At 70.0% G+C, this 25,683-nt stretch carries 33 protein-coding genes and 1 riboswitch; of the genes, 9 read left to right on the plus strand and 24 right to left on the minus strand.

Annotated elements, in window-relative coordinates; all coding sequences use genetic code 11:
- The 8 genes from QNJ30_12375 to QNJ30_12410 all read right to left on the minus strand — a co-directional run bounded on the left by QNJ30_12375 (position 1) and on the right by QNJ30_12410 (position 6,518).
- Positions 1-348 (minus strand): hypothetical protein, encoded by a 348-nt coding sequence (locus tag QNJ30_12375; GenBank protein ID MDJ0944259.1) that lies wholly within the window; start codon positions 346-348, stop codon positions 1-3.
- Positions 345-1,961, minus strand: coding sequence for a portal protein (locus tag QNJ30_12380; GenBank protein ID MDJ0944260.1), 1,617 nt, complete (start codon positions 1,959-1,961; stop codon positions 345-347). The genes QNJ30_12375 and QNJ30_12380 overlap by 4 nt, the downstream gene beginning before the upstream one ends.
- A 31-nt stretch (positions 1,962-1,992) precedes the next feature.
- Positions 1,993-2,259 carry a hypothetical protein gene (locus tag QNJ30_12385; protein ID MDJ0944261.1) on the minus strand — a complete coding sequence of 89 codons (267 nt, stop codon included), beginning with the start codon at positions 2,257-2,259 and terminating at the stop codon, positions 1,993-1,995.
- 38 nt (positions 2,260-2,297) lie between these two features.
- Positions 2,298-3,173: a hypothetical protein gene (locus tag QNJ30_12390; GenBank protein MDJ0944262.1), complete on the minus strand. Its 876-nt coding sequence runs from the start codon at positions 3,171-3,173 to the stop codon at positions 2,298-2,300.
- An 85-nt stretch (positions 3,174-3,258) separates the two neighbouring features.
- On the minus strand, positions 3,259-3,621 hold the full coding sequence (locus QNJ30_12395) for a hypothetical protein (protein MDJ0944263.1): 363 nt from the start codon (positions 3,619-3,621) through the stop codon (positions 3,259-3,261).
- Positions 3,622-3,656: 35 nt separating this feature from the next.
- Positions 3,657-4,523 carry a phytanoyl-CoA dioxygenase family protein gene (locus QNJ30_12400; protein MDJ0944264.1) on the minus strand — a complete coding sequence of 289 codons (867 nt, stop codon included), beginning with the start codon at positions 4,521-4,523 and terminating at the stop codon, positions 3,657-3,659.
- Positions 4,524-4,710: 187 nt separating this feature from the next.
- Positions 4,711-6,270 (minus strand): hypothetical protein, encoded by a 1,560-nt coding sequence (locus QNJ30_12405; protein MDJ0944265.1) that lies wholly within the window; start codon positions 6,268-6,270, stop codon positions 4,711-4,713.
- Positions 6,271-6,287: 17 nt separating this feature from the next.
- Positions 6,288-6,518 carry a hypothetical protein gene (locus tag QNJ30_12410; protein ID MDJ0944266.1) on the minus strand — a complete coding sequence of 77 codons (231 nt, stop codon included), beginning with the start codon at positions 6,516-6,518 and terminating at the stop codon, positions 6,288-6,290.
- Positions 6,519-7,206: 688 nt separating this feature from the next.
- On the opposite strand from QNJ30_12410, the gene QNJ30_12415 reads away from it, so the two are divergent.
- On the plus strand, positions 7,207-8,343 hold the full coding sequence (locus QNJ30_12415; GenBank protein ID MDJ0944267.1) for a DUF2336 domain-containing protein: 1,137 nt from the start codon (positions 7,207-7,209) through the stop codon (positions 8,341-8,343).
- Between the two features lie 31 nt (positions 8,344-8,374).
- Here QNJ30_12415 and QNJ30_12420 read toward each other — a convergent pair whose 3' ends face one another.
- From QNJ30_12420 to QNJ30_12450, 7 genes are all read right to left on the minus strand, one after another.
- Entirely contained in the window at positions 8,375-9,823 is a 1,449-nt protein-coding gene (locus tag QNJ30_12420) for an ATP-binding protein (GenBank protein MDJ0944268.1), read from the minus strand.
- Between the two features lie 494 nt (positions 9,824-10,317).
- Complete coding sequence (locus tag QNJ30_12425; protein MDJ0944269.1) at positions 10,318-10,557, minus strand: hypothetical protein; 240 nt, start codon at positions 10,555-10,557, stop codon at positions 10,318-10,320.
- Positions 10,558-10,633: 76 nt separating this feature from the next.
- Entirely contained in the window at positions 10,634-11,209 is a 576-nt protein-coding gene (locus QNJ30_12430; GenBank protein ID MDJ0944270.1) for a septation protein A, read from the minus strand.
- Between the two features lie 141 nt (positions 11,210-11,350).
- The gene (locus QNJ30_12435) at positions 11,351-11,614 is read right to left on the minus strand and encodes a hypothetical protein (GenBank protein ID MDJ0944271.1); all 264 of its coding nucleotides are present in this window, start codon (positions 11,612-11,614) and stop codon (positions 11,351-11,353) included.
- Between the two features lie 147 nt (positions 11,615-11,761).
- On the minus strand, positions 11,762-12,310 hold the full coding sequence (locus QNJ30_12440; protein ID MDJ0944272.1) for a DUF6362 family protein: 549 nt from the start codon (positions 12,308-12,310) through the stop codon (positions 11,762-11,764).
- Positions 12,307-12,492 carry a hypothetical protein gene (locus QNJ30_12445; protein MDJ0944273.1) on the minus strand — a complete coding sequence of 62 codons (186 nt, stop codon included), beginning with the start codon at positions 12,490-12,492 and terminating at the stop codon, positions 12,307-12,309. The genes QNJ30_12440 and QNJ30_12445 overlap by 4 nt, the downstream gene beginning before the upstream one ends.
- A complete protein-coding gene (locus tag QNJ30_12450; protein ID MDJ0944274.1) occupies positions 12,482-12,697 on the minus strand; it encodes a hypothetical protein in 216 nt (71 codons plus the stop codon). Before QNJ30_12450 ends, QNJ30_12445 begins: the two co-directional genes overlap by 11 nt.
- Positions 12,698-12,782: 85 nt before the next feature.
- Here QNJ30_12450 and QNJ30_12455 point away from each other — a divergent pair, with 85 nt between their 5' ends.
- On the plus strand, positions 12,783-13,550 hold the full coding sequence (locus QNJ30_12455) for a LexA family transcriptional regulator (GenBank protein ID MDJ0944275.1): 768 nt from the start codon (positions 12,783-12,785) through the stop codon (positions 13,548-13,550).
- A gap of 98 nt (positions 13,551-13,648) precedes the next feature.
- Positions 13,649-14,023, plus strand: coding sequence for a hypothetical protein (locus QNJ30_12460; GenBank protein MDJ0944276.1), 375 nt, complete (start codon positions 13,649-13,651; stop codon positions 14,021-14,023).
- A gap of 22 nt (positions 14,024-14,045) precedes the next feature.
- Here the strand turns inward: QNJ30_12460 and QNJ30_12465 are convergent, their stop codons facing one another.
- The gene (locus tag QNJ30_12465) at positions 14,046-14,672 is read right to left on the minus strand and encodes a GNAT family N-acetyltransferase (GenBank protein MDJ0944277.1); all 627 of its coding nucleotides are present in this window, start codon (positions 14,670-14,672) and stop codon (positions 14,046-14,048) included.
- A gap of 175 nt (positions 14,673-14,847) precedes the next feature.
- Between QNJ30_12465 and QNJ30_12470 the strand changes: the two genes are divergently transcribed.
- Positions 14,848-15,510 (plus strand): class I SAM-dependent methyltransferase, encoded by a 663-nt coding sequence (locus QNJ30_12470; GenBank protein ID MDJ0944278.1) that lies wholly within the window; start codon positions 14,848-14,850, stop codon positions 15,508-15,510.
- Positions 15,511-15,697: 187 nt separating this feature from the next.
- On the plus strand, positions 15,698-15,994 hold the full coding sequence (locus tag QNJ30_12475; protein ID MDJ0944279.1) for a hypothetical protein: 297 nt from the start codon (positions 15,698-15,700) through the stop codon (positions 15,992-15,994).
- A gap of 129 nt (positions 15,995-16,123) precedes the next feature.
- Here QNJ30_12475 and QNJ30_12480 read toward each other — a convergent pair whose 3' ends face one another.
- From QNJ30_12480 to QNJ30_12490, 3 genes are read right to left on the minus strand one after another with little or no spacing between them, the layout of a single operon-like run.
- Positions 16,124-16,606 carry a DUF192 domain-containing protein gene (locus QNJ30_12480; protein MDJ0944280.1) on the minus strand — a complete coding sequence of 161 codons (483 nt, stop codon included), beginning with the start codon at positions 16,604-16,606 and terminating at the stop codon, positions 16,124-16,126.
- Between the two features lie 40 nt (positions 16,607-16,646).
- Positions 16,647-17,768, minus strand: a complete 1,122-nt coding sequence (locus QNJ30_12485; GenBank protein MDJ0944281.1) for an acetoin utilization protein AcuC — start codon at positions 17,766-17,768, stop codon at positions 16,647-16,649.
- A gap of 7 nt (positions 17,769-17,775) precedes the next feature.
- Positions 17,776-18,276, minus strand: a complete 501-nt coding sequence (locus tag QNJ30_12490) for a GNAT family N-acetyltransferase (GenBank protein ID MDJ0944282.1) — start codon at positions 18,274-18,276, stop codon at positions 17,776-17,778.
- A 59-nt stretch (positions 18,277-18,335) separates the two neighbouring features.
- Positions 18,336-18,444: riboswitch (TPP riboswitch) on the plus strand.
- On the opposite strand from QNJ30_12490, the gene QNJ30_12495 reads away from it, so the two are divergent.
- The gene (locus QNJ30_12495) at positions 18,436-19,242 is read left to right on the plus strand and encodes an ABC transporter ATP-binding protein (GenBank protein MDJ0944283.1); all 807 of its coding nucleotides are present in this window, start codon (positions 18,436-18,438) and stop codon (positions 19,240-19,242) included. (Overlaps the previous riboswitch by 9 nt.)
- Positions 19,239-19,988, plus strand: a complete 750-nt coding sequence (locus tag QNJ30_12500; GenBank protein ID MDJ0944284.1) for an ABC transporter permease — start codon at positions 19,239-19,241, stop codon at positions 19,986-19,988. The genes QNJ30_12495 and QNJ30_12500 overlap by 4 nt, the downstream gene beginning before the upstream one ends.
- Positions 19,989-20,236: 248 nt before the next feature.
- Here QNJ30_12500 and QNJ30_12505 read toward each other — a convergent pair whose 3' ends face one another.
- The 5 genes from QNJ30_12505 to QNJ30_12525 all read right to left on the minus strand — a co-directional run bounded on the left by QNJ30_12505 (position 20,237) and on the right by QNJ30_12525 (position 23,368).
- Positions 20,237-20,452: a hypothetical protein gene (locus QNJ30_12505; GenBank protein ID MDJ0944285.1), complete on the minus strand. Its 216-nt coding sequence runs from the start codon at positions 20,450-20,452 to the stop codon at positions 20,237-20,239.
- Entirely contained in the window at positions 20,449-20,790 is a 342-nt protein-coding gene (locus tag QNJ30_12510; protein ID MDJ0944286.1) for a ribbon-helix-helix protein, CopG family, read from the minus strand. Before QNJ30_12510 ends, QNJ30_12505 begins: the two co-directional genes overlap by 4 nt.
- 98 nt (positions 20,791-20,888) lie before the next feature.
- Positions 20,889-21,527 (minus strand): uracil phosphoribosyltransferase, encoded by a 639-nt coding sequence (gene upp / locus QNJ30_12515; protein MDJ0944287.1) that lies wholly within the window; start codon positions 21,525-21,527, stop codon positions 20,889-20,891.
- A 233-nt stretch (positions 21,528-21,760) separates the two neighbouring features.
- Complete coding sequence (locus QNJ30_12520) at positions 21,761-22,369, minus strand: cytochrome P460 family protein (GenBank protein MDJ0944288.1); 609 nt, start codon at positions 22,367-22,369, stop codon at positions 21,761-21,763.
- Positions 22,370-22,741: 372 nt separating this feature from the next.
- A complete protein-coding gene (locus tag QNJ30_12525; protein ID MDJ0944289.1) occupies positions 22,742-23,368 on the minus strand; it encodes a hypothetical protein in 627 nt (208 codons plus the stop codon).
- 331 nt (positions 23,369-23,699) lie between these two features.
- Here QNJ30_12525 and QNJ30_12530 point away from each other — a divergent pair, with 331 nt between their 5' ends.
- Positions 23,700-24,152 carry an SUF system Fe-S cluster assembly regulator gene (locus QNJ30_12530; protein ID MDJ0944290.1) on the plus strand — a complete coding sequence of 151 codons (453 nt, stop codon included), beginning with the start codon at positions 23,700-23,702 and terminating at the stop codon, positions 24,150-24,152.
- A gap of 66 nt (positions 24,153-24,218) precedes the next feature.
- A complete protein-coding gene (gene sufB / locus QNJ30_12535; protein MDJ0944291.1) occupies positions 24,219-25,673 on the plus strand; it encodes a Fe-S cluster assembly protein SufB in 1,455 nt (484 codons plus the stop codon).
- Positions 25,674-25,683: the final 10 nt, after the last annotated feature.

Raw genomic sequence — 25,683 nt, forward strand, 5'->3', positions numbered from 1 at the left:
CTAGCCCTGCCCTTCCTCTTGTGCGGCGGTCGGGGCGTCCTCGCCGCTCGGCGCCGCGGCCTCCAAGGTCCGGATGATGCGCAGCCGGATGTCGCGGCGGCCGTCCCGATGATAGGTCTCGTAGGGATCGCCCTTGACCGCGACCGGGCGGAAGAGGCCGCACCAGTCGAGCAGGCTCCAGAGCACCCGGCGGCCGGCCGGGGTCGCGAAGACCGTACGGAAGTCGCGGCGGCGCTCGGCCGCGCCATAGCCCGGGCCGAGCTGGTCGCGGGCGAGGCGGCCGAAGAAGCGCTCCAGGTCGGCGCCCCGGTCACCGGCGGCGCGGCGGCGAAAGGGATGCCAGGTCATCGGGTCTCGATCCCCGGCACTTCGCCGCCTCCGGCACCCCCGAGGGCCGCGGCCAGGGCCGCCGCCTGCCGGGCCTCCGCCCGGCCCTCGCGCAGGCCCTCCACGGTCTCGCGCGGGCGCAGCCAGCGCTGCGGCAGGCCGAAGATCTCCGGCGTGTCGCGGGCGATGGCGTCGCCGTCGAAGTGGTCCATGATCTCCGGCTGGGCCGAGACGAAGGGTGCCAGCAGCTCCACGGCCCGGGCGGCGCCCGCGGCCTCGACCTGGCGGCGGGCCTGCTCGACCGGCGAGGCGAAGGTGAAGCGCAGGCGCCGGCCCTGCAGTCGCTCGGGCCGTTCCGGGAAGGCGCCGGCGCGCTCGAGCAGCCCGAAGGCGCGCTCGACGATCACCGCCGGGTAGTCCGCCTCCAAACGGCCGAAGACCGGGCCGACCGTGCGCAAGAACTCGTCCTTGCGCTCCAGCACCTCGGTCGCGGTCATGCTCGGCGCGCCGACCGGAAGCTGCAGGACGTTGCGGAAGAAGGCCTGCCAGATCTGGTCCCGAGTGTCGTTCTGCATCTCGCGGCCGAGGGGCACGTTGGCACCGCTCTGCAGCGGCGTGACCGGCAGGCGGCCGAGGTCGCGCACGGTCTCGGCATCGAAGTAGGTGATGCCGCCGGGGAAGGTCTTGATCGCGCCCAGCACGCTGTCGTCGGCCGCCAGCAGCGGCGGGTCGGTCGCCTTGTGGCCGGCGACCAGCAGCGTCTTGCCCATCTCCTGCAGGCTGTTGGCGTCGGGCAGGGCCAACATGGCCGGCGAACGGCCGTAGACCTCGCCCGCCGCGGTGTCCCAGCGCGGCAGGGCGAAGGGGAAGTCGTGAAAGCCGCCCTCCCCGACCAGATGCTGGGACTCGACGTCGATCACCAGCGAGGCGAAGGGCAGGTCGGCGGCGCCGGCGCGGCGGGGATCCCGTTCCCGGCGCGGGAAGAGCGCCTGGAGGAAGGCGAAGCGCTTGTCCGGCTTGGCCTCCAGTCCCTCCAGCGCCTCCAGGGTCTTGGCACCCAGGCGCGCGCGCCCGAAACGCTCGGCGGCCTGGCGGGCGCTGAGCTCCATCCGCAGGAAGAGGCTGTCGACGTCGCCCTCGGCGCCCTCGACCAGCAGGGCGTTCTTCAGCGGCACCGAGCGGAACAGCAGGCGGTCCAGGTCTCCGCCCTCGCCGATGAAGAGCACCCCGGTGCCGAAGGTCACGAGGTCGTCGTCGACCTCGGCCGTGCGCTGGACGAACTTGGCGCGGGGATCGTAGAGCGCCGACCAGAGGCGCTCCTCGGCCAGCTCGATCCAACGCTTGACCGCGTCGTCGGCCTCCAGCGCCGGATCCCGGGGCCGGAGCCGGAACCAGCGGCTGGTCTTGGGCTTGAGCAGGCCGTCGACCGCCGCCGCCAGGCCGCGCCGGGCCAGCATGGGGGTGCCGTCGAAGATCCGCTCCGTGCGCTTGCCGCCGGCAGCCTGCGTAGTGGTGAAATCGGCACGCCGCGGCAGGAAGACCTCCGCCAGGTCCTGCCAGTGGCTCTCCCAGACCCGGCGCTCCGCCTTCAAGCTCTTGTAGCGGCTCAGCAGGTCCTGAACGTCCTTGGACAAAGTCCTCTCCTCGTCTGTGGGTGTCGCCCGGCTACTGCCCGAGCAGGGTCTTGCGCCGGTCCGGAACGGGCGCGGTGTCGCCCAGGCTGCTGGTCAGGATCGTGCCGGGCAGGCCGCGGCGCCGCCGGCGCTCCAGGCGCTCGCGCCGGCGCGTCTCCTCCACTGCCGGATCGTCCGGCTCCGGCGGCGGCGGTGGCGGCGGCGGCGGGGGCGGTGGCTTGGGCGGATCGAAGACCGACTTGAAGCGGCGGCGGTCGAACCACGGGCTTTCCAGCCCGGCGATGTGGCGTCGGAACATGCGGGGTCTCCGGTTGAGGATGGAGGAAGTTCGGGCGGTCAGCCGCTGCAGCCCTCGGCCGGCGGCAGGGGCTTCAGGCCGTTCAAGGCGGCGACCGCCGGCCAGTAGAGGCTGAAGCGGAGCTGGCAGTCGAAGAAGGCGCGGCGAAAGTCCTCGCGGCCCGGCCGACTCTCAGGCCAGGCGAGCTCGAGGAAGCGCTCGGCCTGGGTCAGGTTACCGCCGTAGACCAGCTCGAGCATGACCGTCCAGAGGCCGCTGTCGAGCGGGTAGCGGGGGTCCCGGTCCCAGCCCTCGCCCCGGCGCAGCGCCTGGGCGCGGCGCTGCAGGCGGGCCTCGCCGAGCGCCGGCTGGCGCATCAGCTCCGGCGCCGCCTGGTAGCGGCCGTCCCGGAAGTCGAGGACCACCCGCGGCGCCGGAGACCTGGCGAAGGGCGCCCGCCAGTAGGCGAAGATGTTGTCGCGCAGCTCGATCTCCAGCGCCGGGTCGCCGTCGGCCTGACGGAACAGCGGCAGGTGCTTGCCGGCGTCAAGACGGTTCAGCACCGCGAAATCGGGCCCGAGCCGCAGGACATAGACCTGGATGCAACAGTGCGCCCCGCCGGAATCGCCGTAGACCACGGCGTCGGGCTGGCCGTCGCCGGTGACGTCCCAGCCCGGCGGCAGCGGATCACGCCCGCCGCCGGCGGCCAGCAGGGCCGGCGCGACCTCGATCCTCCGGTCCTCGGTGGCGAAGACCTCGGTGCCGTCGCGAAGGAGCCTTAGGCGCTGGCCCGGCCCCTCGGCCGCGGCGCAAAGCTCGAAGCGATAGGCGCCGACCTGCGACACCGGGCGGCACGCCGCGGCCGCCGCCGGGCCCGGTGCCGCCGCGCAGGCCGCCGCCAGGACAAGGCTGATCAGACCGAAACGTCGCCGCATGCTGCGCGCCTCGCATCGCCGGCTAAGAGACCAGGATCATAGCAGGCTGCGGCCGGACGCGGCCCGCTTCTGCAGCCCTTCTGGCTCAAGCCGCCGTGAGGAGGCGATAGAGTTGCCAGGGGGTCCAGATCCACCAGCGCTGGACCCCGAGGAGCCGCTTCGCGGTCTCGACGCAGGAGAACCAGACCGGCGCCAGGTCGCGCCGCGGCGGCCGGCGGACCTCGGTCTCGACCACGGTCAGGCCGGCGCCGCGGTAGAAGCCGGCGAGGTCATAGGCCGGCGGCGCCACCAGCTCGACCACGGTGCGGTGCGCCTGGGCGTCGATCCGCAGCCAGCCGGCCTCGGTCTCCAGGACCGCGAAGCAGTGGCGGAAGCCGGGCCGGTGGCCGCAGAAGAGGCTCACGGCCAAGCCCCGCCCGGCGCCGTGAAAGACCGCGAGCGCGCGCAAGGGTTCTGCTCCTCTTTGATATCGGGCGAGCCCAGTCAGAAGCCGCGCAGGGGCAGCTCGGGCGGGCGCTGCAGCCAGTTGTCCTCGAGGTAGCGGGCGCCGCCGTCGATCACGTGCAGGGTGTAGGCGTGGCGCGAGCGCGGTGAGCGGTTGGGCGCGCTCCAGTGGGGCAGCCGGCCGTGGAGGACCACCATCGTTCCCTTGCGGACCTCCAGCGGCCGCCCGGCCGCGAGGTCGAAGGGGCTGTCGTCCAGGACCTCCATCACCAGGCCAGCTTCGGCATCGCGGCGGTAGAGGCTCTTGAGGCCGCCCCTCTGGCCGCCGGGCAGCGCCCAGAGGCAGCCGTTGTCCCGGTCGGCGTCCTCCAGGGCGAACCACAGGCCCAGGACCGAGCTGGGCTCGGTGCGCAGGAAGGTGGCGTCCTGGTGCGGCACCACCTCGCCGCCGATGCCCGGCTGCTTGAAGATGTACATGGACTGCAGCAGCCGCGGCTCCGCCAGGCCAAGGTCGGCGACCGCGGCGGCGACCTTCGGGTCGCGCGAGAAGCGATCAAAGACCGGGTCCAGGTCGTGCAGGGCGTGGCCCAGCTTGTTGAGCGCCCGTGCCTTCGGCACGGTCAGCTTTCCGGCGGCATCGAAGGCCTCCTCTTCGAAGAAGAAGCCGATCCCACCGCCCGAGCCGAGAAAGTAGGCGTCCCGGTCCTGGACCCGGGAGGTCGTCGAGAAGACCGAGCGCAGGGCCTCGTCGTCGAAGTTCGCCACCAAAGCCTCGGCCCGGGCCCGCAGCTCGTCGCAGGCCTCGGGCGCGACAAAGCGCTCCAGGACAAGGAATCCGTCCTCGCGATAATCCTCGATCTGTTGGGCGGTCAGCACGCGCACCTGATGGTGGTTCGACTCCGACACTTGGCTCCCACTCGCTGTCATGGCCGGGCTCGACCCGGCCATCCATGGTGCCGCTTGCGCGATGGATGTCCGGATCGAGTCCGGGCATGGCAGTCCAGGGAAGGCTGCCCCAGACGAGAATGCAAGCGACCTGGTCGCACCCTCGGATCGATACCCAATCAGACCCGTTTGAACACGGCCCGCCACCCTACCAGCCGTGGACCCGGTAGTCGCCTTCGGCGCGGGGCGGCCGGGTCCGGGCGGCGTCGCGGCGGCGCAGGGGTTCGGCGTGGGTCAGGGCGGCGGCGTCGCCGGCGTCGGGTGAGAAGCCCAGGCGCTTCCGGATCTCTTCCTTGCGCTCCAGGAGCAGGCGGCCGCTGGAATCGAAGCTGTAGCCCGGGGCGCAGAGGTGCCGGTGCAGCTCCTCGTCGTCGACCAGGTCGCAGCCGCCCGCCTCGCGCAGGTGGTCCCGCAGGGCGGCCCAGATCTCGGCCCGGCGGTTGGCGAAGGCTTCGGGATCGCGGGCCCGGCCGCCGAATTCCACGGCCGAGACCAGGCGCCGGTAGCCCAGCTCCTTGAGCCGGTCGTAGACCGCCGCGCCGTAGCCGCCGGTGGCGTCGATAAAGACCCGGTCGGGGCGCAGGCGCTCGATCTCCCCGGCCAGGATCCCGGCGACCTCCATCAGGTCGGGGCTGTCGATCGTCCGGTTCGCCCGGTGGCCGTAGTGCCGGCCCCGGCGGTCGAGGATCCGGGTCTTGTCGCCGCCGCCCCGGGCGACGTCGACGCCCAGGACCAGTGGCGTGGCCGGGCCGGGCGCCGGCAGCGACTGCTGCCGGGCCCGCAGCACCAGGTCCGAGGCTATCAGGCTGTCGCCGCCGCCGGACTGGAAGGCGTCCTGGGCGGTCGCCGGATACTCCTGGTGGAACTTCCAGCAGATCGCCTCGGGATCGGCGGCCAGGGCCACGGCGAGCTCGCGGTTCTTGGCGTAGGCCCAGTAGGTCTGTTCCAGGGACAGGCCGTGCAGATCCCGGTAGGCGCCGAAGGCCGGCGGCGGGGTCCAGCCCGCGGGGGCGGGCCTCGCGTAGTCGGCGTGCCAGAACCAGGGGATGAAGACCAGCTCGAAGTCGCCCACGCCCCGCTCGGCCGCCCGGCAGAGGTCGTAGAAGACCCCGCCCAGGCCGTTGGCGGTCGATTCCAGGATCACCTCGGTGCCCTCGGCGTCGGGCACCGCCTGGAGGATGCCGGCGGCGTGCTCCTCGGCCCGGGGCCAGAAGGCGACCTCGGAGCCGTGGAAGCACTGGATGGTCTCGGAACGCCCCACCCCGGCGGCCGAGGCCGTGCCGACCCGGTAGCCGGAGTCCAGCTCGGAGAAATGCAGCTCCTTGGCGTTGCTGGTGCCCAGGACAGGCCGGACCGGCGCCGGGCAGTGCTCCTGGAAGCGCTTGGCGATGGCGAAGAGGGTGTCGGTCGCCTGGTTGCGATGGGTCAGGATGAAGGCCTGCAGCCCGTGGCCGTGGGTCACGCGCCAGAAGAAGCGCCCGGCGACGTAGGTGGACACGCCGGGCTGCCGGGCCTTGAGGACCAGGACCCGGACCCGCCCGCGGGCGCGCCTCTGGGCCTCGATCCGGGCGTGCAGGCGCCGCTGCACGCCGTTCAGCGCGAAGGGCCGCAGGCCGCCGGACTTGGGCCGGATCTTGAGACAGCGCGCGGCGTAGTGGGAAAAGTCGTCCTTGAGGCGCTGCCGGATCGCCCGCTCGCGCGGCTCCATGGCTCCGGGGTCCCGTCCTAGGCCAGCGCGTCCAGGGCCTCTTCCTGGCGGATGCCCGGATCGTCCTGGGTCGCCACCGTCGCCCGGGCATGGCAGTAGGGCGCGGCGCGCTCGGCCGCCCACTTGCGATCGGCCAGGTTGGCGGTCTCGTCGCGCAGCAGCGCCAGCATGAAGTCCAGGGGCAGCATGGCGGCCCCGGTCTCCGGCGCCGACGGGCGCAGGGGCCCCGGGATGGGATCCTTTGGCATTCACGACCCTCGAAAAGCCGAAACCAAAAAGAAAAGGCCCGCCGGCTGGGGAGCGCGGCGGGCGCACGAATTCATCGTACGTACGAAATTGTCATAAAACGGCGTCCCTGTCAAGCCGGGACGACGGAGTCTCTTCGCGCGCCCGGCCGCCGGGACCTGCCGCCGCCGTCGGGCGGAGCGGGAGCGGGCCGCCGCGCTCCGTCGTCCAAATCCCGTTTTTGTCACAGCGGCGGCCCGGATCTCGCCGAAGCCTGTGAAACAGACCACTTGGAAACCATGGGAAGCCGCGGTTCGCCTGGGCTTGGGGAAACGTCGCCGCGTTAAGGCTTTGTTAAGACCCTGGGGCCAAATTGTGTCACGGAGCCGTTAGCGCTCCCCTCTCCTACCTCTGCTATTGTGCGAAACCCCGCTCTGCCCGAGCGGGGTTTCTTTTTTCGGCCGCCGCCAGTGCCCTCGGCCAGCAGCCGCCCGCGGTGCCCGGCCGCCCCCGGCCGACCTCCGGGAGGGATAAGGGGCCGGGCCGCAGCGGCGTCACCGCCCGCGGGAAACCCCGCGCCGTGGCCACGGCATTAAGCCATGCTTAATGCCTCAAGCCGCATGATGCCGTTAGCCATAAATGCGTAATTCTATTTATCTAGACCAGCCCGTGCCGCCGGTTGGTTCCCCTGCGCAGATCAGCGGATAGCAGATGAACAGCTCCGTCGCGCTTTCCAAGGATTCCGTCAAGCGGCTCCTGTCCGACCCTTCGCCGAAGGGCCGGGCCGAGACCGCGGCCAGCGTCGCCAAGGCGCTGTCCTTCGGCAGCCTCGGCCGGGCCGAGCGTCAGCTGGCCGGCGAGATCCTCGAGCTCCTGGCCCGCGACCTGGAGGTCGCGGTCCGGCAGGCGGTCGCGGAGCACGCCAAGTCCTGCCCCTTCCTGCCGCGCAACGTCGCCTGCCGCCTGGCGGCCGACGTCGAGGCGGTCGCCCTGCCGCTGATCCGCTATTCCAGCGTCCTGACCGACGACGATCTGATCGCCGTGATCGAGGCCGGCACCGCCACCAAGCTGGCCGCCGTTGCCGCGCGCGACGACGTGACCTCCCGGGTCTCCGATGCGCTGATCGCCACCCGGGACGAGAGCGCGGTCAGGGTCTTGCTCGGCAACGACGGTGCCCGGATCTCGGAGACGGGCTACGGCCGGGTGATCGCCGATTTCGGCGCGCTGCGCGACATCCAGGAACTGCTCGTCGCCAGGCCGATGCTGCCGCTCTCGGTGACCGAGCGGCTGATCGCGGTGATCGCCGAGGACCTCTACGAGGAGCTGATCAGCCGGCAGGAGCTGCCGCCGGAGATCGCCGCGGAGCTGATCCGGCAGGGCAGCGAGAAGACCCTGGCCCAGGCGGCCAAGGCCGAAGGCTCGGAGGGCCAGGCGCGCGAACTGGCGAAGCGGCTGAAGGCCCAGAACCGCTTGACCCCGACCCTGCTGCTGCGCGCGCTCTGCCTCGGCGACCTGCGCTTCTTCGAGGCCGCGATGGCCCTGCAGGCCGGAATTCCGTTCGCCAGCGCCCACACCGTCCTCCAGGACGGCGGCCCGGAGGGCTTCCGCAAGCTTTACCGCAAGACCGGCCTGCCCGAGCCGCTGCTCAGGCCCTTCCTGATCGCGATCGAGCTGATCCAGGAAGTCGGCTGGGAAAAGGCCCAGACCTGGCGCCTGCAGTACACCCACGTCATGCTCGAGCGCCTGTCGTCGGAGATCGAGACCAGCGTCGGGTCCGAGCTGGAGGCGGTCATGGCCTCCGTGAGCCGGCTCCTGACCCGCGACCAGAGCCGGACCGCGCTCAATTAGCCGCCCGCCCGGTCAGGCGGCGGCGCGGCCGTCAGGCGACGGCCTCCTTCTTGGCGCTCACGTCGCCCGGAACCTCTTCGAGGAGCTGCGGATCGCGGGCCACGGTCCGCTCGGGGGGGAAGCGCACGGTCACCGTCGTGCCCTCGCCCAGCTCGCTCTCGATGCTCATGCCGCCGCCGTGCAGCTCCATGATCTTCTGGACGAAGGGCAGGCCGAGGCCGGTCCCCTCGTGGCCGCGGCTGAAGGCGCTCTCGACCTGGACGAAGGGCTCGACGACCTTTGCGATGTTCTCCCTGGCGATGCCGACCCCGGTGTCGCGGACCCGTATGAAGCAGCCGCCCCCGATCTCCTGGCCCAGGCTCACCGCCACCGTTCCCTGGTTAGTGAACTTGATCGCGTTGGAAATCAGGTTGATGACGACCTGGCTCACCAGGCGCGCGTCGGCCCGGATCGCCAGCAGGGTCTCGGGCAGGTCGAAGATCAGCTTGATGCCCTGCTCGGCGGCCTTGGTGCGGAACATGCGCCCGCTCTGGCGCAGGACCTCGGCCAGGTCGACGTCGGTCTCGTCGAGGGTCAGCTTGCCCGCCTCGGCCTTCGAGAGGTCGAGGATGCCGTTGATGATGCCCAGCAGATGGTTGCCGCTCTGGTGGATGTCGTCGACGTAGGCGCGGTAGCGCTCCGAGCCGAGGGGACCGAAGATCTGCATGGCCAGGATCTCGGAGAACCCGATGATGGCGTTCAGAGGGGTGCGCAGCTCGTGGCTCATGTTTGCCAGGAACTCGCTCTTGGCGTGGTTGGCCGCCTCGGCCTGCTCCTTGGCCTGGCGCAGTTCCCGCTCGGCCTGCTTGCGGTCAGTGATGTCTCGGGCGAAGAGGCAAGCGTAGGCCTGGTCGTCGAACTCCAGGTAGTTGGTCGTCACGTCCATGGGCAGGAGAAGGCCCGTCTTGGTCCGGTACTGCGTCTCGAAGCTCAGCGAGCCGGCCTCCTTCAGGGCCTGCCAGCTCTGCAGCCAGCGCCAGCGGGGCAGATCCGGGCTGACGTCCGAGATCTTGCGGCTCAGTAGCTCCTCGCGGCTGTAGCCGAGGCACTGGCAGGCCCACTGGTTGGCGTAGAGCAAGGCGCCGTCGGGGGCGACCCAGAAGGCCGCGATTGCGGCCCGGTCGACGGTGAACTGCGGCAGGCGCAGCGCCCTCTGGCGGGCGGTGTGCTGGCCGATGATGCGTTCCATGAAGAAGACCGCGACCATGGCCAGGGCGCTCATGGCCAGGCCCGAGATCTGGCCGGCCGAGCCGGCCATGGCCCAGCCCGGCGGGGCCATGAAGAGCTCGGCGGTGAAGTAGACCGCCATCAGGGTCGCCATGAAGGCGGTCAGCGCGGCGAAGAAGCCGACCCGCCAGTCCCCGTAGCGGCGCAGCAGGACGATGGACCCGCCGACCGCGAAGACGCTGATCACGACGGACGCGAAGAGGCTCAGGTTCATGCCACGCCTGCCCCGTCAAAGGCTGCGGCCCGGGTCGACTGCCTGGACACCATGCTCTCCCGCTACCGGGTTCCCCCCGGCCTTGGTCCTGCGTCAGAAATTAGGTAATAATCCTGAAATTTCAGTTACTCATTTACGGTAACGGCATTTAACGCTACAATAGATTTCATGGATTACTTATGTGTTATAAATCCTCAAGCAATCAACCAGAGGGTCAAATCTGTGTGACCGGCCCGGCAATCCGCCGGACCCGGGCCCCTCTGGCGCCTCGGCCAAAGGTCCAGGACTGCTATGGCAAAGGATTGAAATTACTGAACCCCGACCTTTTCCTGACACAGCCATTGCCGCCTTTTGCCACAACCCGAACGGGCGTTATTGCTTTACCTCTTGCGACTGGGAGAGAGGTAACCGTCATATGAATAGGACCGGATTCCGTGTATATGCCGAGTTCGTGGTTGACGCGTAGTTTAGAAAAGTTCCGCTCTCTTCAGATCTCACTGCCCCAGGTCGCATTGCCGAGCAAGACCGAGTCCCCGCGTCCGGACGACGTCGTCGCCGGCGCGTCCTTCGCGCGCCTGCGTTCCGGCGACCTGATGGAGATCGCCCAGGTCCTGCGGATCGAGGAGAACGACAACGGCATTCCCCACGTCCGCTTCGTGGTGACGATGCGCGACCGGAATGGCGAATACTCCGACGGACCCCGGACCCTTGGCCTGGAGGCCTTCAAGCGCCATTTCAACATCGATCCGCGTAAGGTGGCTCAGCCGGTGCGCTGGAAGCCGCCGACCCCGCGCCGGAAGGCCAACGGCTCTAGCTCTGATCCGGCTCCGAGACTTCGCTGGCCAGTGCGTGGCGGCGCAGCAGAGGCAGCTGGCAAAGCACGAAGGTCAGGGTCAGACCGCTGAGCCCGAGGGCCTTGAAGACCACCCAGAAATCGGTCGTCTGAGTCCGCCAGACCAGCTCGTTTAGGGCGCCCATCGCCACGAAGAAGGCTGCAAAGCGCCAGGTCAGGCGCCGCCAGCCGAGGTCGTCCATCGGCCAGGAACTTCCGAGCAGCGGCTTCAGGAGCGGACGCTTGAGCAACAGCCCACCGGCGAGGATTGCCGCGAAGAAGAGCTGCACGAAGGTCGGCTTCATCTTGATGAAGGTCTCGTCGTTGAGCGCCAGCGTAATCCCGCCGAAGACCGCGATCACCACCGCCGTGAACAGCGGCATGCGCGGGATTTGGCGCTCGACCACCGCCGCCGCCGCCACCGCGACAGCCGCCGCCAGGATGATGGCGGCGGTCGCGGCCATCAGGCCGGCGAAGAAGTAGACCGCCAAAAAGATCAATAGCGGCCCATACTCGATCGCGGGCTTGAACCAGACTGGAGGGCTCTTGGACATCGCGGCGGCGCTTGCTGGCTGCGGAAGGACCTTGTCTTGCCCCAGCGATATGGCGCCTCGCGCCCGATCAGGCAAGGCTCGTGGCGACGCCGGGCCCCCCGCCCCGGCTGCGGCGCCCGTCCCCCGGGGCCCGCCCCGACTTCAGACGCTGCCGATCCGGGGCTTGCCCTTGACCGGCGGTCCGATCTCCTTGTCGAGCGTCTTGGTGCTGTTCTCGGCGATGGCGATGCACTCGCTCAGCAGGCCGAGGATGCGGATGTTGTTCTCCAGCACCTGCTTGGCCTGCGGCTTGGGATCGTCGACGATCTTGGTCGCCCGCAGGATCATGTCCCGGCGGATCAGCGTCAGGATGTCTTCCAGCTTGTAGCCTTCGGGCTTGTCATCGGTGATCAGGAAATGGGTCATCGGCCGCAGTCCGTGGTCTGGTCTCTTATGCCCAAAAGCCTAGTCCTAATTGGTTGACTTGCCCTAAATGCCCGGCGGGCGACCGGCCGGCCCCGGAGGCCCGGGGGCGGCGGCCGCCCGCCCGCCGGATTCATGCCGCGGTTCCGGTCACGGTGCCGCCGCGCGCCGCCGCTCCCGGTTCAGGCGCCGGGCGATGGCCTCGACCGCCGCCCGCTCGCGCTGTCGGCACCACTCGTGGCTGCGGCCGACGAGGCGGCCGGCGGCCCTGAGGTTGAGGCCCAGGGCGATGCCGGTGACGACCACCACGTCCCGCCGCGCCTCCAGCCACAACAGCCAGTCGAGGACTCGATCCAGACGGTCGATCTCACGGGCCGACACCGGTTCCCGCGACCGGCCCCGGTCGTAGCCGTAGGCCTCGACGAACTCGCGCAGGACCTCGGGCATGTGGCTGCTGGGCCGGCGCGGCAGACCGTCCTTCGGCAGGGGCAGGCGCCGCAGGGTGTCCATGGCCTCGCGGATCCAGGCCCGGACGTGGCCCGCTTCCCAGACCCGGGGCTCGCCCGTCGCCTCGTCGATCGGATCCTCCGGCGGAGGCTCCCAGCCGCGGACCTCGACCCGGCGGCGCAGCTGGCCGCCCCGTCTCGAGACGACCGGCCAGGAGACCCAGGTCCGCGCGCCGCGTGGCGCCGTCCTCATCGGCGGCGCCTCCGCTCCGGGGCGGGGTCCTGACCACCGGACCGGGCTGCGCCGGGCTTCGGACCGAAGAGCTCGGCCTCGGCGGCCTCCCGGCGCGACAGGCCCAGGGCCCGCCGGATCGCCTGCTCCGACATCCCGCGGGACCGCTGCTGGGCCAGGAAGGCCTGGAGCCTAGTCGGCATGGGCCGCCGCCCTCGAGCCGGGCCCGGAGGGTTTCTTCCGGAGGTCGCGGCTGGCCTCGACCGCGACGACTCCGCGGGGATCGAAGGCCAGCCAGGGATAGTGCGGATGACGGACCAGGTTGCTGGCGATGCCCTTGAGCAGCTTGTGCGGGCGCCGCGACCTTCGGCGGCGGCGCTCCCGGCGGCGATGGGATGAGGAGATCATGGCGATTTTGTACGATTTTTTCGCTAATCTTGTCAACGAAATTTTCGTGTTGCATCGTACGTCTACATCGTACAATATGGCCGGCATGGCAGAGACCTCGGCAGCGGCTCGGAACCTCAAGCGCCTGCGCGAACGCAGCGGCCTTTCGGTGCGCGAGGTGGCTGCGGCCATCGAGCGGCCGGCCTCGACCTATGCCTCCTACGAAGACAAGTACCGCAAACCCTACCTGCCGCTGGAGCTGGCCAAGCAGCTGGAGGCGGTCCTGGTCGGCCGGGGCGCGCCGGCGATCACCAGCAACGACGTTCTGGCCCTTGCGGGTGTCACCCGAGCGCTCTTCGCGGGCGAGACCGCGGCGGCCGACGGCGAGCGGCCGGCCCTCGAGCGGGGCCCGCAGCGGCGCCGGCCCAGGGCCGCGGACACCGCCGCGGCCCTGGCCCCGATTCCCGAGCTCGATGTCCGGGCCCTGGCAGGCGGCGGCGCCATTCCAGACCTCGCCGATCCCCAGGCCATGGTCGCGGAGTGGCAGATCCCCTTCGATTTCCTGCGCAGCCACACCCCCGCGGCGCCGGCCTCGCTGCGCATCATCCGGGTCCACGGCGACAGCATGGTGCCGGACTTCCGGCCCGGCGAAAGGGTCCTGGTGAACACCGACGACCGCCTGCCCTCGCCGCCCGGCGTCTTCATCGTCTGGGACGGCTTCGGCCTGGTGATCAAGCGGCTGGAGGTGATCCCCTACTCCGAGCCGGCGACCGTCCGCCTGATTTCCGCCAATGCCGACTACGCGGTCTACGAGCGTCCCCTGGAGGACGTGACCGTCAACGGCCGGGTCATCGGCCGCTGGCAATGGACCTGAGCGCCGGCCCGGCGCGGGGCCGGGCTTCGGCCGAGCACGCGGGAAATTCGCACAGTCCAAGCTTTGACTTTTTGGCGATAATATCGTACGTCTCGGCAATGGTGTACGAAAAAATCTCAGACCAGGGTCCGACGGGCCGATATCCGGCCCGGGACCTCGCCGCGGAGCTGCGCTACGACGCTCTCCCGCCGGCGCTGTGGGACCGGCTTCGGCACCGGGATCCCCTCAAGCAACGCCTGAACCAGCTTGAAGGCCTGATGGCGGTGGCCCGCTGCGAGGCCCGTACGAGCTGCGCCGAAACACGCCGCGCCCGGGCGGCCGCGGACGGCACCGGCGAAGGCCTCGCGCTGCTCGAGCTCGGCTACCACCGGCGGCGCCACCGCCTGGCCCGGCGGGCCGCGGCCCGGATTCGCCTGCGCCTCGCCCTGCGGCGCCTGGAGGGCGCGCTTCAGGCGGCGGGCGGCGGCGGGTAGCGCCGCCCCGAGCGCCGCGGCCTCACCCGCCGTCGAGACGCTTGCGCAGGATCGGCCGGGTTTCCGAGCGGCGCAGGACTTCCTCGAAGCCGGCCGCGCGGAAGGCCGAAGCGAGCCCGGTCCAGGCGTAGACCGCCGGATAGGGGGTGGTCTTGGGATCGATGGGATAGCCCTCCAGGATCCGCCCGCCGCGCGCCCTGACGAAGTCGCCGGCGGCCTGCAGCAGCGCGCGGGAGACCCCGCGGTTGCGATGCGACTTGCGGACCAGGAAGCACGACAGCGACCAGACCTCCCGGTCGTCCACCGGCTTCAGAACCCGGGAGCGCTCGAGGCGCGGAAAGGCGGTGCGCGACGCGACCGAGCACCATCCGACCGGCAGGGCGCCGTCGTAGGCGATCAGGCCGGGCTCGGCCCCGGCTTCGAAGAGCGCCTTCATCGCCGCGCGGTTGCCGGCCCCGCCCTGGGCCTCGAACTCCCGCCGCTGCAAGCGCCAGAGCATGCACCAGCAGCCGCCGCAGCCGCCCCGCTCGCCGAGCAGCGCCTCGAAGTCGGGCCAGCGTTCAGCCGTGGCCGGCCGGATGTCCAGCGCCCCCGCCCCGAAGGGCGGCCGGGCACCGTCTCGCGGCTCGGCTCGCTTCTCGTCGACCATGGTCCCGCCTCGCCTCCCCTCGGTCGTCGCAGGTCCCCGCCCTTCGCCGGCAGTCTATGTTCACTTTATGTTCTTGTCCAGAAAAGCCCTTGCGCCGCCGCCGGCGGCTGGCGATCAATGGGCCGGGCCGCGGTCCGCCCGCGCCGCCCCGCAGGCCTGGAGGCAAAGAGCCGCGATGTCCTACCGACCGACCGTTCTGACCGAAGACCTGCACCGCTATCTGCAGGAGGTCTCCCTGCGGGAGCCCGCCCTGCTGGCGCGGCTGCGCGAGGAGACCGCCCGGCGCGACGACGCCGGCATGCAGATCTCGCCCGAGCAAGGCCAGTTCATGGCGCTCCTGATCGAGCTCACCGGGGCCGAGCGGGTCCTCGAGATCGGCACCTTCACCGGCTATTCCGCCCTGGCCATGGCCCTGGCCCTGCCGCCCGAGGGCCGGATCGTCGCCTGCGACGTCGAGCCCGAGACCACCGCCGTCGCCCGGCGCTACTGGGCGGAGGCCGGGGTCGCCGAGAAGATCGACCTGCGGCTGGCGCCCGCGCTGAAGACGCTCGACGCGCTCCTGTCGGAGGGCGCCGCCGAGAGCTTCGATTTCGCCTTCATCGACGCCGACAAGAGCAACTACGGCGCCTACTACGAGCGCTGTCTCTCGCTGCTGCGCCGCGGCGGCCTGCTGGCGATCGACAACGTGCTTTGGAACGGCAAGGTCGCCGACCCGGCGGCTCGGGATCCGGACACCGAAGCGATCCGCGCTCTCAATCTCCGGCTGCGCGAGGACCCCAGGATTTCCCTCTCGCTGGTGCCCATCAGCGACGGCCTCAGCCTGGCCCGAAAGCGCTAGCACCGCTGCGGTAACCGTCTGAAAAATCGATAAATCCAGCCATTAATCATGGTTAATACTTTCTTTAGGGAAAATTAATCCGATTTTCAGTCTTCCCTGTGAAACTCGATCCATGAGCCGGCCGGAAAGCCAGCCAATTTTGGCCCGACAGCCGCGGAAAAACCCTTGCCCAAGAAGGGGACGTCCCATGTGGAAGACGGTTATCACCACCGGTGCCATCCTCGCCCTCTCGGCCTCCGCGGCGTCTGCGGAGCCCCAGTGCAACACGCGCGACAGCGTGATCAAGCAGCTTTCCGACAAGTACCGCGAGGCTCCGGTCGCCCTTGGCGTCACGCACAACGGCGGTCTGATCGAGGTGCTGAGCACCGGCGAAGGCAAGACCTGGTCGATCATCATCACTTCCCCGCAGGGCATGAGCTGCCTGGTCGCCGCCGGCGAAGGCTGGCGCATGATGGACAAGATCGCCCTCGAGCCCGAGGCCTGACCCCGGCCGCGGCCCGGCGCGGCCGCAAGACCGACCTCCGCTCAATTGACCTCGATTGAGCGGAGACCGCTTGACCGATCCCGTAGCGACAGAGTTACGCCGCCGTCTTCAACCGGACCCAATCCGCCATCAAGGCCGCGACCCGAAAGCCGGGTGCAGGATCCGATCGCCGAGTCGGAGGCCGAGCCTGGCAGCCGTCCCGCCCGGCACCTCCAGAACGCCCTTGGCCGGCGCCCCGGAGCTGATCGAGGCCAGCGAAAGCGGCTCGGTCCGCTCGGCGATCCGCAGGATCGCGCCCTCCGCCGAAATGAACAGCATGTCGAGGGAGATGAGGGTGTTCTTCATCCACATCGAGACCTCCCGCGGCCGGGCGTAGACGAAGAGCATGCCCGCATCGGGCGCCAGCGCCTTGCGGTGCATCAGGCCCTGCGCGCGCTGCTCCGGAGTGACCGCCAGCTCGATGCGGAAGTCATGGCGGGCCCCGCCTGCGGTTACGATCGCCAGATCCCCTTCCGGAAAATCGACATCGGCGGCCGCCGGCGCGCTCACCGCCGGCGCCAGGACCACGGCCAGGAGCAGAAGACGGCACAGGGCGCGGCGGGCTGAGGACATGCCCCGGCTTATCGCCGAGCGCCCCGCCATGCAAGGGCAATCACAGGCCGGGCAAGGCCGCCGCGAGGCGCCGGACCTCGTCGCGGAGCGGACCGGGCCGGGGCGGATCCCGCAAGGTCGTGAACCAGCCCTCCGGCGGGTTGCGGCCGCGGCTGTGGCGCCAGGACAGGGCGCGCAGCACCGCCTCAGCCTCCGGCGGCAGCCGTCCGGGCACCTCGAAGCCGTTCAGCCGGGCCCAGATCCCGCTCCAGCAACGCGCCACCGACCAGGGATTGTAGCCGCCCCCGCCCAGGACCAGCCGCCGCGGCGCCAGCCCGGCCAGGGCCTCGACCGCGTCCCACAGCGCCCGGTTCGACAGGCCCAGGCGGCTCTGCGGGTCCTCCGCCAGGGCGTCGGCACCGCCCTGCAGGACCACCGCCTGCGGCGCGAAGCCTTCGGCCAGCGGCAGCACCGCGGTCTCGATCAGGAAGCCGAACTCGCTGTCGTTGGTCTCCGGCGGCAGCGGGAGGTTGCGCGCCCAGCCGCCGCCGAGGTCGGCGACCGAGCCGTAGGGCCCGCCGCCGCGCAGCGGCCAGCGCCCGGCCTCGTGCAGCGAGACCACCAGGACCCGGCCGTCGCCGCCGAGGGCGTCCTGGACCCCGTCGCCGTGGTGGGCGTCGAGGTCCAGGTAGAGAATCCGCTCCAGGCCGGCATCGAGCAGGGTCAGGATCGCCAGGACCGGGTCGTTGAAGTAGCAGAAGCCGCTGGCCCGGTCCGGCCGGCCGTGGTGCGTGCCGCCGGCCGGGCTGTAGACCGTCCCGCCGTCGAGAACCAGCTTCGCCCCAAGGATCGAGCCGCCGCAGGCCGTGGCCGGGCGCCGGAAAACCTCGGGGAAGACCGGATTGCCGTTGCAGCCCAGGTTGTAGCGCCGGCGCTCGTCCTCGCTGGCGGCCTGGCGGGCCTCCACCGCCTGCACCGCAGCGACGTAGTCCGGGTCGTGAAAGCGGGCGAGCTGCGCCGGGGTCGCGCGCGGGCTGTCGATGTAGGCCGCCTCCGGCAGCCAGCCCAGGCTGCGGCAAAGGTCGATGACGGTCGAGACCCGGGGAATCGACAGCGGATGGCGGCCGCCATAGGAGGAGCTGCGATAGATCTCGCTGCCGATCAGCTTGGGGCGGTCGAGCATGGCGGCTTCAGGCGACCGTCTTGCGCATGACCGAGGCCGCGATCACCAGCCCGCCGCGGGTCTCCCAGTCATGGCTATCGACCACGGCGTAGCCTTGGCTTTCGTAGAAGGAACGAGCGACGAGAGTGGCGATGATCTTGATCTCTCCATGCCCGGCTGCTGCGATGGCCGCTTCGGCGAGCCGCAGCAGCCGTCGCGCTATTCCCCGCCGGGCCCAGTCCGGGTGAACGTAGAGACCCACGACTTCGGCATCCTTGTAGGAGCAAAATCCAACGACGCCTTCGTTGGGGTCGGCGGCAATGAAGAAGCGCTCGCCGCCCTCGGTCATCGCACTCGCATAGCCCTCGGCGGTCAGCTTCGCCGCCCAGCTCTCGGTCTCCGCCGGGCTATAGGCCTGGGCTCCGAGCCGAAGGATCGCCGCCCGATCAACGGCAAGCAGCCCAGCGCCGTCGTCGGGCTGGCCCGGCCTGTAGATCAGGCGGTTCCCGTGTTCCGTTTCGGCGGTCATCATCCCTGCATTCGTCTAACCCCGGCTTGTCCGCGCGGCGCCGCGGCGCCTATAGTCTTGCCTGCCACCGGGGGAGCCGGTCAATCGGCTGAGAGGTCCCGCTTCCGGGACGACCCCTAAAACCTGATCCAGGTCATGCTGGCGCAGGGAGCGTGAAAGATGACCCCGTCCGGCGACCAGACCGCCCCCTCCATCGCCCTGCGCGACGCCCATCTGGCCTTCGAGGGCGAGGCGCTTTTCGAGAATCTGGCGCTCGACCTGCCGGCCGGGGAGATCACCTGCCTTCTGGGCCCTTCCGGCGTCGGCAAGTCGTCCCTGCTGCGCCTGCTCGCCGGCCTCGCCGAGGGCGCCGAGGGCCGAGTCGAGGACGGCGCCGGCCGCCCCCTGACCGGGCGGGTCGCCTATATGGCCCAGCAGGACCTGCTGCTGCCCTGGCTCAAGGTCCGCGACAACCTGCTGCTCGGGCCGCGCCTGCGCGGGGAGGCGGTGACGCCGACGCTGCGGCAGCGGGCGAGCGAGCTGCTGGGGCGGGTCGGCCTGGACGGCGCGGGCGAGGCCCTGCCCGAGGCGCTGTCCGGCGGCATGCGCCAGCGCTGCGCCCTGGCCCGGACGCTGATGGAGGACCGGCCGGTGGTCCTGATGGACGAGCCCTTCTCCGCCGTCGACGCCATCACCCGCCACGAGCTGCAGGACCTGGCCGCCGGCCTGCTGGCCGGCCGGACCGTCTTCCTGGTGACCCACGACCCGGCCGAGGCGCTGCGGCTCGGCCATCGGATCCACGTCATGGCCGGCCGGCCAGCCCGGCTCGACGAGGCCCTGCTGCCGCCGGGCGCCCCGCCCCGCCCGCTCGGCGATCCGGCCGGCGCCGGCCTGCTGGCCGAGCTGATGGCGCGGCTGTCCTCTGCCAAACAGGCAGGGGCCAAGCGGGCCGCTAAGCCCTCCGGGGGCCTGGAGGCCGCCGAATGAGAGCCCTGCGGCCCCTGGTCATCCTCTTCGTGCTGGTCTTGGTCTGGCAGGCCGTGGTCTGGCTGACCGCGGCACCCCACTTCATCCTGCCCGGCCCGCTCAGGGTCGGGGCGGCGCTGGTCGAGCGCTGGCCCTTCCTCTGGGGCCACGCCCTGGTGACCGCGTCGGAGATCGTCCTGGGCTTGCTGCTCGGCACCTTGCTCGGCTGTGTGACGGCGCTGACCCTGATCGCCATCCCGCCGGCGCGGCGCTGGCTGATGCCGGTGCTGGTGGTCAGCCAGGCGATCCCGGTCTTCGCCCTGGCCCCGGTGCTGGTGCTCTGGCTGGGCTACGGCCTGGCCTCCAAGGTCGCCATGGCGACCCTGATCATCTACTTCCCGGTGACCGCGGCCTTCTTCGACGGCCTCAGGCGCACCGAGCCCGGCTGGCTCGACCTCGCCCGCGCCCTGGGCGGCCGCCCGGCGCTGGTCCTCTGGCGCCTGCGGGTGCCGGCCGCCCTGCCGGCCCTCGGCTCGGGGGTGCGGATCGCGGCCGCGGTGGCGCCGATCGGCGCGGTGGTCGGGGAATGGGTCGGCTCCAGCGCCGGCCTCGGCTACCTGATGCTGCAGTCGGTCGGCCGCGGGAAGACCGACCTGATGTTCGCCGCCCTGCTGCTGCTCGCGGTCTTCGCGGTGTTGCTCTACGAGCTGGTCGACTGGTCCCTGAAGCGGGCGATCTACTGGCAGCGCGAGACCGCCGCAGCCTGAGGGTCACGGACCAGGCCCACAGCTTGGCACGACCCCTCACCCAGCTCCGGCTGGGGCTCGGCTGGTCGCCTCGCCAAGCCTCCGCATCCCTCTCCCGGTGGGCGAGGGATTCTCAAGGCGGCAACCGAAATTCCCTCTCCCTCGGGGAGAGGGTGGGGCCCGCCGCCGTCAGGCGGTGGGAGGGTGAGGGGTAGCGGCCCCGTCTGGGTTTGCTTGATCGCCCGTCAGGCGCGCGTCGCGCCTTGGTATCAGTCCTCCGGCGGCGGCAGGAGCTTGGGCTTGCGGCGGCTCTTGCCATTGCCGCCGCCCGATCCCAGGGCGCCTTCCAGGCGGGCGACGCGGCGGTCGAGGGCGCGCATCTCGGCGGCCAGGTCGCTCACCGAGTCGCCCAGCCGCTCGACCCGCTCGCCGATCACCGCCGCGGTCTGGACCGCGTCGAGGACCCGGTCGAACCAGCCGCTCATGCAGAGGCAGCCCGCTTCTTGGCCCGCTGCTCGGCGAGCTGGGCCTTGGTCTCCTCGACCGCATCGAAGGCCTTGTCGAGGGCGGCGTTGGCCCGCTGCATGGTCGACAGCGCGGTCTCGGCTAGGCGCTTTAGCGCGGCCTTCTGCTCGGCCGAGAGCTCGGCGTCCTCGGCCGGCGCCACGCCGTTCGGCTTGGCCCCGCCCTCCTGGGCCGCCTCGAAGTCGGAGAGCGCATTGCGCACTAGTTCGGCGACGCTCTTGCGCTGCCGCTTGGCCAGCCGTTCGACCCGAGCCTTTTCCTCGGGCGACACCAGTACGATCAGACGTTCCGTCTTCATCTCGGCCTCACATGTTCATGTATATGTACATATAGGCGGCGGTGGCAGCGATTGCAAGGGCGCTTTCGCGCCACCGCCCCGCCCCCGGGGACGAACGGCTACTTGGTGCCGTAGAGCCGGTCGCCGGCGTCGCCCAGGCCCGGCACGATGTAGCCGTGGTCGTTGAGATGCCGGTCGACCGCCGCGGTATAGATCGGCACGTCGGGATGGGCGCCGGCCAGGGCCTCGATGCCCTCGGGCGCAGCAAGCAGGCAGACGTACTTGAGGTTGGTCGCCCCGGCCCGCTTGATCCGCGCCAGGGCCGCCGCCGCCGAGTTGCCGGTTGCCAGCATGGGATCGACCACGATCACCTGACGGTCGCTCAGGTCCTCCGGCACCTTGAAGTAGTACTCCACCGGCTCGAGGGTCTCGGGGTCGCGGTAGAGGCCGATGTGGCCGACCCGGGCCGAGGGGATCAGGTCGAGCATGCCCTCGAGCAGCCCGTTGCCGGCCCGCAGGATCGAGATCAGCACCAGCTTCTTGCCTTCGAGGCGCGGCGCCTGCATGACCGCCAACGGGGTCTCGATCTCGACCTCGGTGAGCTTGAGGTCGCGCGTCACCTCGTAGGCGAGCAACAGGGAGATCTCCTTAAGGAGCTCGCGAAACTCCGCCGTGCTGGTGTCCTTGCGCCGCATCAGGGTCAGCTTGTGCTGGACCAGCGGGTGGTCGACGACCGTGGCCGCGCCCTGGTTCCCCATGCCCCTCTCCCGTTGACGTGCTGCCTGCGGCGCACTCTAGAAGAAGCATCGGCCCCTGGCGAGCCGCTTGCCGGGAGATCCGGTTGGAAAGCTGGTTATCAAGTGCACGGTGCGGAGAGCCACCCCCTCCCAACCCTCCCCCTCGATGGGGGAGGGTTGGGAGGGGGTGAGACCGCGACTTGCGAAACCGAGTCCCACCAACCTGTCCGAGCCGACAAAACACCGGCTGCGCGCTACTTGGCGATGCGCGCCTCTTCGACGGGATAGCCCAGGCCGTCCCGGTCGCCGAAGTTGTCGTTGTGGCACTGGTGACAGGCCTTGACGACGGGCACGCCCATGGGCGCGCCGTTGGGCGCGACGGCGTAGTAGTACCAGTCGTTGGTCTCGGGCGACTTGCCGGCCGCGGCCTTCTGCATGAAGAACAGCGGCCCGCGCTTGACCTTGCCCTTGTCGGTGACGGCGAAGGACTCCTTCGCGATCAGGGTGCCGGCGGGCATCTTGACGTTCTCCTCGGCATACTTGAGGTACTCCGCCGCGCCGACCTCGTTGACGTAGGTGAAAAGGAAGCGCCCGCCGTGGAAGCCGGGCGCGGCCGGCACCGTGCTGACCGGGGTCCAGTCCCGGTAGTTCTTGACGTGCTCGACCGGGATCCAGCGCTTCTTGCCCTTCTGGTAGCCGGCGTAGAGATCCGCCTTCAGGCAGTCGTAGACCTTCTGCGCCTCCTCGAAGCTCAGGTCTTCGCCGGGCTTGCCGGGATCGCAGGACGCCGCCTGCGCGCCCGCGGAGGCGAAGAGGAAGAGAGCGGAGGCGGAGGCCGCGACCGCGCCGAGAATCCTGTTCATTTTTTTGATCTCTCCATCTGAAGGTGAACTGATACGAGGCCTAACTGGCCAAAGCTGTTCAAAAGGCTCGCGCAGATGGTTGCAAAACCTCAAATAAAGCCCGATCACGGAGCTGTGAGTCCCGCCCTGCCCGACGCCGGCGCGGCCATGTCCAGCGACCTCGGCTGCCTTGTCTGGCATCCCCTCCAAGAGGCGAGAGGGTTCAGGGACCCGAAACCGATCCGGCGGCAAGAAAGCGGGCGCTGCGAGAGCCCTGGGCTGCTCCCGCCGGCCGAACGAGCCCGAGACACCGCCTCGAAAAACATAGCAAGGCGGCCGCCACGGTGCCGATCAAGGCGGCGCAACTTGCCGTGAAGCCGACTTGACTTCGGCCTACTCGGCGGCGCTCTGGTTAAGAAAGCGGACCCGGTTGCCTTCCGGCACGAAGAAGAGGTTGTCCGCGCCGCCGACCTCGGCATGACAGCCGTGGCAGAACGCGACCCGTGCCGAACCGGGCCCGCCGGTCTCGCCGAAGAGCGAGCCGTCCGGCATGATCATGCTGTAGCGCCAGTCGTTGTTGGCTGGGCTGAAGCCCGGTGCCATCTTCTCCATCAGGAACAGCGGACCGCTGAAGACGTCGCCGCGGGCCGTGACCGCGAAGCTGTCCTTGGCCAGCAGCGCGCCCTGGGGCATCCGGCCGGCGTCCTCGAAGCTCCCATAGGCCTTTGCCAAGGCGTTGGCGTAGTTGTTCACGAAGCGCTCCCCGTGAGTCGCAGAGCGGTAGGGCACGCGGTTGTAGCGGCGCCAGCCGCGATAAGTCTTGGAGGTCGCGTCGCCGGAGAGCCCGTAGGCCGCGATCATGGTGTTCAGGATCCGGGCATAGATGGTCATGGCATCCTGCCCGGTCAGGTCGGCCGGCCGCTCGACCCGGAAGTGCCGGGTCGGCTGCACGGACTCCACCGCGCTCGGCCGGTCTTGGGCCGAGGCCGTCGCGGTCGGGCCGATCAGGAGAAACGCCACCAAGAAGCCGCCGAGCGCGCCGCTTTGAACAGGGAACCTCTTGCCTCGCGAAGCTCGTGCGTCCCGCATGGATCAGTCCGCCTGTTCGACTGTCTGCGGCACCGCAGCGGCTCGTGGTCTGCGGACGCCGGGTCACCCCCTAACTTAGGATCGGCGGCGGACCGCGCCGCATCACATGACATCACGAGGCCTTGAAAGCCGGGCGCCGACATAGGGCCGGGCCGGGAGCCCTTGAGACGTCGCAGAAAGATGTGGCGAAAAGGCTTGATCTGCCGGGATCTTCAGCCGATATTCCAAACCGTACCAAATTGGTAGGAATTGGAGTATCCGGATGTTCCGGCTCAACCGCCTGACCGATTATGCGGTCGTGGTTATGGCCCAGATGGCCCTGCGCGACAAGGCCACGATGACCGCCAGCGAGATCGCCCGCGACACCGGCGTCCCCTTGCCCACCGTGGCCAAGGTTCTGAACGCCCTGGCCCGGGACGGGCTGATCGTCTCGCAGCGCGGCGCCGCCGGTGGCTATGGGCTCAGCCGCCCGGCCGCCGAGATCGGCGTGGCCGACATCATCCAGGCCATCGAGGGGCCGATCGCGCTCACCGCCTGCGTCGACGGCAGCACGAACCACTGCGACGTTGAGGACCTCTGCCCGATGCGCGGCGGCTGGGACAAGGTGAACCGGGCGATCCGCGGCGCCCTGGACAGCGTGACCCTGGCCGACATGGCGGGCCCGGTCCTGGGCTTCGAGGAGCGCCAGGCAGCCGAGGATCGCCTGCAGGCATGATCCACAAGGCCGCAGCGCCGTAGGCAAGAAGAGATCGAAGACTGCAAGGTTACGGAGAGCAACGAGATGGTCGCCAGCGTCGAGACTGTGACCCAGGTCCAGGAGATTTCGGGCGAGAAGTACAAGTACGGCTTCGTCACCGAGATCGAGCAGGACCGGGCGCCCAAGGGCCTGGACGAGGATACCGTCCGCTTCATTTCGGCCAAGAAGCAGGAGCCGGAGTGGCTCCTGGCCTGGCGGCTCAAGGCCTACCGGCACTGGCTGGAAATGCCCGAGCCCAAGTGGGCCAAGGTCGACTTCCCGCCGATCGACTACCAGGACGCCTACTACTTCGCCGCGCCGAAGAACACCGAAAAGCCGAAGAGCCTGGACGAGGTCGACCCGGAGCTGCTGCGCACCTACGAGAAGCTCGGCATTCCGCTGCGCGAGCAGGAGCGCCTGGCCGGCGTCGCCGTCGACGCGGTCTTCGACAGCGTCTCGGTCGCGACCACTTTCAAGGCCAAGCTGGAAGAGGTCGGGGTGATCTTCTGCTCGATCTCCGAGGCGATCCAGACCCACCCCGAGCTGGTCCGCAAGTACCTCGGCAGCGTCGTGCCCTACGGCGACAACAAGCACGCCTGCCTGAACTCGGCCGTCTTCACCGACGGTTCCTTCGTCTATATCCCCAAGGGCGTGCGCTGCCCGATGGAGCTCTCGACCTACTTCCGGATCAACGCCGAGAACACCGGCCAGTTCGAGCGCACCCTGATCATCGCCGACGAGGGCTCCTACGTGAGCTACCTGGAAGGCTGCACCGCGCCCATGCGCGACGAGAACCAGCTCCACGCCGCGGTGGTCGAGCTGATCGCGCTGGACGACGCCGAGATCAAATACTCGACGGTGCAGAACTGGTATCCCGGCGACGAGAACGGCAAGGGCGGCATCTACAACTTCGTCACCAAGCGCGGCGCCTGCCGGGGCCGCAACTCGAAGATCTCCTGGACCCAGGTCGAGACCGGCTCGGCCATCACCTGGAAGTACCCGAGCTGCATCCTCCAGGGCGACAACTCGGTCGGCGAGTTCTACTCGGTCGCGATCACCAACAATCTGCAGCAGGCCGACACCGGAACCAAGATGATCCACCTGGGCAAGAACACCTCCTCGCGGATCATCGCCAAGGGCATCTCGGCCGGCCGCTCCCAGAGCACCTACCGCGGCCTGGTCAAGATCTCGGCCAAGGCCGAGGGCGCGCGCAACTACACCCAGTGCGATTCGCTGCTGGTCGGCGACCGCTGCGGCGCCCACACCGTGCCCTACATCGAGAGCAAGAACCGCCGCGCCAAGGTCGAGCACGAGGCGACGACCTCCAAAATCAGCGAGGACCAGCTCTTCTATTGCCGCCAGCGCGGGATCTCCGAGGAGGACGCCGTCGCCCTGGTGGTCAACGGCTTCTGCCGCGAGGTCCTGCAGCAGCTGCCCATGGAGTTCGCGGTCGAGGCCCAGAAGCTGGTCGGCATCAGCCTGGAAGGCAGCGTCGGCTGACGCCGGGGCG

The organism is Kiloniellales bacterium, from assembly GCA_030066685.1.
Taxonomy (GTDB): Bacteria; Pseudomonadota; Alphaproteobacteria; order Kiloniellales; family JAKSBE01; genus JAKSBE01.